This window comes from Pseudoxanthomonas sp. LjRoot204_2 (assembly GCF_056175765.1).
In genome coordinates this window covers 1-5970 of record NZ_JBGFFG010000203.1, presented here as the reverse complement: position 1 = coordinate 5970, position 5970 = coordinate 1, and the positions used below count along the sequence as shown (strand labels likewise).

4 protein-coding genes are annotated in these 5970 nt (G+C 68.5%); all 4 read left to right on the top strand.

Annotation, left to right across the window (positions count from 1 at the left end):
* The coding region (locus AC04L7_RS10795) for an asparagine synthetase B family protein (protein WP_475512987.1) at nucleotides 1-1601 on the top strand (1601 nt) is incomplete at its 5' end.
* On the top strand, nucleotides 1591-2766 hold the full coding sequence (locus tag AC04L7_RS10790) for a glycosyltransferase family 4 protein (RefSeq protein ID WP_435999383.1): 1176 nt from the start codon (nucleotides 1591-1593) through the stop codon (nucleotides 2764-2766). The genes AC04L7_RS10795 and AC04L7_RS10790, both read left to right, overlap by 11 nt.
* A 2-nt stretch (nucleotides 2767-2768) precedes the next feature.
* Nucleotides 2769-4649 carry an asparagine synthase (glutamine-hydrolyzing) gene (asnB, locus tag AC04L7_RS10785; RefSeq protein WP_475512986.1) on the top strand — a complete coding sequence of 627 codons (1881 nt, stop codon included), beginning with the start codon at nucleotides 2769-2771 and terminating at the stop codon, nucleotides 4647-4649.
* Between the two features lie 3 nt (nucleotides 4650-4652).
* Nucleotides 4653-5970 (top strand): O-antigen ligase family protein (locus AC04L7_RS10780; RefSeq protein ID WP_475512985.1); only part of this gene is annotated, 1318 nt, incomplete at its 3' end.

The following is a 5970-nucleotide window of genomic DNA, read 5'->3' as shown; positions in this document are numbered from 1 at the left end:
ACCTGATCTCGGGCGATCTCGAGGAGGCTGCCGCCGGTACGGCGACGGCGCCGCAGCGCCACTGGCGTGGTCGCTTCGCCTCCGCCAGCTGGCAGGCCGGCCCCGCCGGACTCACCGCGTTCACCGACCACTTCGGATCGCTGCCGCTGTTCTGGTACCGCCGCGACGGCCATTTCGCCGTCGCCACCGATCTGCGCCTGTTGCTCGACGCCCCGGGCGTCGGCAATGAGGTCGACCTGACGGCGGTCTACCACTACCTCAACTTCACCTGCATCCCGGCGCCGCTGACCATCCATCGCGACATCCGTCGCGTCGAGCCGGGCTGCGTGCTCACGCTCGATGCCGGCGCTGACGGCAGCACGCGCTACTACCTGCCGGAGTATCCGGCCGACCTGCAGGGCACCGACACGCAGCTCGCGCACGATCTGCGCGAACGCATGATCGCGACCGTGCAGGACTTCCGTCCTTCATCGGATGGGGACTGGGGCTGCTTCCTCAGCGGCGGCACCGACAGCAGCAGCATCGTCAGCATCCTGGCGCGCCAGGGCGGATCACAGGTGCACAGCTGCTCCATCGGCTTTCCCGAAGCCGGTTATGACGAACTGGATTTCGCGCGACTGGCCAGCGAAGCCTGTGGCGCACAGCCGCACCTGGCGAAGGTCGACCGCCACCGTGCGCTCGGCCTGCTGGACTCGGTGATCGATGCCTACGACCAGCCTTTCGGCAATGCCTCGGCCGTACCCACGCTGGCGTGCGCCGAACTCGGCCACAGCCAGGGTTTCGCGACCATGCTGGGCGGCGACGGCGGCGACGAGATCTTCGGCGGCAACCAGCGCTACGCCAAGGACAAGGTGATGGAGGCGTTCTACCGGCTGCCTTCCCCGCTGAAGGCGGCCGCGCGCGCCATTGGCGAGACCGTCGGCGGCGGCCATGTACACGTGCTCAACCGCGTGCAGAACTTCACCCGCCGTGGCTCGCTGCCGAACCCGGACCGCTTCTATACCGACGACTCCTTCGCCTCGGATTTCTACGGCGAACTACTGACGCCCGCCTTCCGCGCGCAGGTGCCGCAGGATGCCTCGCTGGACTTCATGCGTGGCGTGTACGCCATCGGTCCGCGCACGGAACCGCTGCACCAGATCATGCGGCTGGACCTGCTGATGGCCATCGCGCAGAACGACCTGGTGAAGGTCCATCGCGCCTGCCGCCAGCACGGCGTGTCGGTGCGCTTCCCGTACCTGGATCCCGCGCTGGTCGACTACTGCGGGCGCCTGGCGGCGCACTACAAGGTGCGCGGCCTGAAGAAGCGGTATCTGTTCAAGCAGGCGGTCGCCGACATCCTGCCTGCGGAGATCCTGAGCAAGCGCAAACAGGGCTTCGGTTTGCCCATCGCCATATGGATGAAGGAAGACCCTGCCCTGCAGGCGCGCGTGCGCGAGGTGCTGCTGGATGAGCGCACCCGCCAGCGCGGCTGGGTGAACCCGGCCTTCATCGAACGCCTGGTCGACCTGCACATGGCCGGTGGCTGGGACCACTCCAACGCGCTCTGGCAACTGCTGGTGCTGGAGCTGTGGATGCGGAGGTACATGGATGTCCGCTGACGCGTTGCGCGTGCTGATGGTGATGGAAGCCGCCTATCCGGCGCACAAGGGCGGTGGCGCGGAGGCGCAGGTCCGTACGCTGGCGCGCGGCCTTCGCGCGCGGGGACACCGCGTCACCATCCTCGTACCCCGCCTTCCCTATGCGTCGCCCGCGCGCGTCGAGCGCGTGGATGGCGCGGTCGTCTGCCGGCTGGCCTTCCCGCGCCTGCCGCTGCTCGCCAGTCCGTTGCTGTGGCTGCGCACGATCGCCTTCCTGTATGCACGCAGCCGTCGCTACGACGCGTGGCATGTCCACATCGCGCACCGCATGGCCGCGATCTGCGCGGTGATGGGCCAATGGCTGGACGTTCGCGTGCTGACCAAGGTGTCCGGCTGGTGGGAACTCGAGAAGGGCACGCTGGCGCCGCGCACGGGCCTGGTCGACACGCTCGCCCAGCGCGCGCTTCGACGCACCGAACACTGGCAGGCGATCAGCCGCCGCATCGCGCGCACGCTGGAATCGCGCGGCATTCCGCCGGAGCGCATCGTCGCCCTGCCCAACGCGGTCGACACGTCGCGCTTCGCCGGCATCCGTCGTGACGGCGCCCTGCCGCCGCGCTTCGTGTTCATCGGCCGGCTGGAGGCGGAAAAGGGCCTGAACGTGCTGGTCGACGCCTTCTCCGACATCGCGCAGGACCACCCCACGGCCGGCCTGCTGCTGGTCGGGACCGGCCGTCTGGAAGCCGAACTCAAGGCGCGCGTGCGTGCGCTCGACCTGGAATCGCGCATCGCCTTYGCCGGCCACCGCGACGACATCGAAGCCCCCTTGGCCGAAGGCAACATCGGCGTGCTGACCTCGCGCATCGAGGGCCTGTCCAACACCTTGCTGGAATCGATGGCATCCGGCCTGCCGATGGTCGCCAGCCGCATCAGCGGCAACGAGGATTTCGTGCGCCCCGGCGAGAACGGCTGGCTGTTCGAACCCGGCGACCGTGCCGCCCTGGCGACGTGCCTCGCGGAGGCGGCGGCGATGGATGGCGCCAGGCGCACCGCCATGGGTGAAGCCGCCCGCGCGACGGTACGGACGCACGCCGGCCTCGATCAGGTGCTCAACCGGCTGGTACAGCTGTATCGCGGCGAACGCCTGCTTGCCCACGGCACGCCCGCGCACAACGGGAACGCCTGACCATGTGCGGCATTGCAGGACTCGTGGTCGCTCCCGGCCAGCCGGCGCCCGACCCCGCGCTGGGCCGGCGCATGAACGCCGTCATCCACCATCGCGGTCCCGACGACGAGGGCCTGCACCACGACGAGCGCGCACTACTGGGCATGCGGCGGCTGTCGATCATCGACGTCGGCGGTGGTCACCAGCCGATGTACGGGGCCGACCACCAGGTCACGATCGTCTTCAACGGCGAGATCTACAACTACCGCGAACTGCGCGCGGGCCTGGAGCGCGATGGCCACGCCTTCGCCAGCCAGAGCGACACCGAGGTGATCCTGCAGGGATACCTGCGCGACGGCGTCGGCATCTTCGCGCAGCTGGACGGCATGTTCGGGGTCGCCATCTGGGACCGCCGCACGCAGGAACTGGTGCTGGCCCGCGACCGCCTGGGCGAGAAACCGCTCTACTACGCGCACGACGAGCGCCGCGTGCTGTTCGGTTCCGAGTTGAAGTCGCTGCTGCAATCTCCCGACTGCCCGCGCGACCTCAACGACGATGCGCTCCGCGCCTACCTCACCTACGGCTACGTGCCGTCGCCTTACAGCGTGTTCGCGGGCGTCCACAAGCTGCCGCCTGCGCACTTCCTGCGCTACCGCGACGGCCAGATCAGTCTGCATCGCTATTGGCAGCCCTCGCTCTCGCCCAAGACCTCGCTGAGCGAGCCGGAAGCGGCGGAGCAGTTGGAGGCGTTGCTGGACCGTGCGGTCGCGAGTCGACTGGTATCGGATGTGCCCTTCGGTGCCTTCCTCAGTGRCGGGCTCGATTCCAGCACGGTTGTCGCGCTGATGGCGCGCCACCTGGGACAGCCGGTGAAGACGTTCACCATCGGCTTCAAGGAAGCGGCCTACAACGAACTCGACGACGCGCGCCGCGTCGCGGCGCATCTGGGCACCGAACACCATGAACTGGTGGTAGAGCCCGATGCGGTCGACCTGCTGAAGACGCTGGTCTGGCACTTCGACGAACCGTTCGCCGACTCCTCCGCCGTACCGACCTTCCTCGTCTCGCAACTCGCGCGGCAGCACGTGAAGATGGTGCTGACCGGTGACGGCGGCGACGAGATGTTCGGCGGCTACGACCGCTATCTCAAGCTGATGAAGCTCGAGCGCCTGGGCGCGATGCGGGGCCCGGTCGCGGCAGGATTGTCGCTGGCCGGTGCCGTGGCGCCCAATCCGTACGGCGAACGGCTGGCCCGCGTCGGCGAGCGCCTGCGGCTGCGGTTCGACGAGCGTTACCTGAGCGGCGTCGCCGTCATGCGCTCGGACATCGCGCAGCGCCTGCGCCCGCAGGCGGGCGGCAGCAACCACTTCCACCTGCCGGCACTCGCACAGCCCGGCAGCGATCTCGGTGCGGGTGACGAACCGCTGGACCGCGCGGTCGCCATCGACCTGCAGAGCTATCTGCCCGATGACATCCTCGTGAAACTCGACCGCATGGCGATGGCCGCGTCACTGGAAGGGCGCTCGCCGTTCCTGCAGCCGGACCTGGTGCAGTTCGCGCTGTCGCTGCCGGTGGGCTACCGCGTCCGCGACGGCCGCGGCAAGCACCTGCTGCGCGAGGTGGCCAACAAATGGTTGCCGCCGCGCGCCATCAGCAAGCCCAAGCAAGGCTTCGCGATTCCGCTGGCGGACTGGTTCCGCGGGCCACTGCGCACGCTGGCCGCCGACACCTTCGGCAGCCGTGCCTTCCGCGAACGCGGCCTGCTGCAGGCGTCCGCCGCGCAGGCGCTGCTGCACGACCACGTGGAGCGCGACATCGATCGCAGTGAGGCGCTGTGGCAGGCGCTCTGCCTGGAACTGTGGGCGCAGCGCTTCCTCGACGGCGACGTCGCGTCAGGAGCCTGACCCATGTGGATGCGGCTGCTGCTCGCGGTGCCCCTGCTGTTCATGCCGAACATGCTGCACCTGTCGGTGGACACCGGCATCCCGGGGCTGAACCTCGCCAACATCATCTTCATCGTGGTGCTCGGTGCGCTGCTGATGGGGGGCCGTCGCTACCAGCCGCTGGACCCGCGCGGCTACCTGACGCCGGCGCTGCTGCTGCTCTTCGCCGCCCTCACCATCGCCTTCCTGATCGCGCAGGCCACCATGCCGCGCAACTTCATGGAGGATTTCACCTATCTCAAGAACCTGATCTTCTATCCGCTGCTGTACTTCGTCTACCGGCGTTGCGGTCAGGATGCGAAAGGAACGCGGCAGCTGATCATCTTCGTCATGATCGTCGCGGCGGTGGCGGGCGTGGAGGCGATCCGCGAAGGACTGGACTACGGGTTCGGCAACTACAACGAATCGCGGCGTGCCTCGGGCCCGTTCGGCACCGACTACTCGACCGCCAACCGCGCGGGCGTCTTCTACGCGATGTTCCTGCCGATGTTCATCGCCATGGCGCTGTTCTTCCGCAAGCAGAAGTTCTGGCGCATGGCGGCGATCGCCGGCTGCGCGATCATGGTGGTCGCGATCATGGCGACCTATTCGCGCCAGTCCTACCTGATCGCGCTGGTCGCGTTCGCCCTGCTGCTGGTGCGTCGCAACGTGGTGCTGGCGGTGGCCATCAGCCTGCTGATGGTGCCCGCGATCGGCTTCCTGCCGGAGAGCGTCACCCAGCGCGTGGCCGAGACCGAGCAACAGGACTCGGTGGGCGAAGAACAGCTCGACGTCAGTACCGCCAGCCGCTTCGAGATCTGGGGCGGCGCCACGCAGATGTGGACCGAACACCCGGTGGGCGTCGGCCTGAACCGTTTCAAGCAGCATATCGGCACGTACGTGCCGCGCTATGCAGGCTACGACGCGCACAGCATCTACTTCCTGATGCTGGCGGAATGCGGGCCGCTGGGCCTGTTCGCCCTGCTGTTCCTGYTGGCGCGCGTGCTGTGGATGGGCGTGCGCTTCACGCGCTCGGTGCCTGCCAGCGATGCCGAAGGCAAGGCACTCTCGCTGGGTTTCATTCTGCTCGCGGTCTGCACCGCCTTGGGCAATGTCTACGGCAGCCCGTTCTTCGAAGGCGCGGTGATGGCCAACTTCTGGGCGCTGTGCGGCCTGATGGAGCACTACTTCGCCCTGAAGCGCCGTGCGCCCGCGACGGGCAGCGTGGCGGCGGCCGGCCCCGCGCCGGCCAACGAACCGGCGCCGGCGATGCGCGGCATCGGCGACCGCTTCCCCCTGGCGG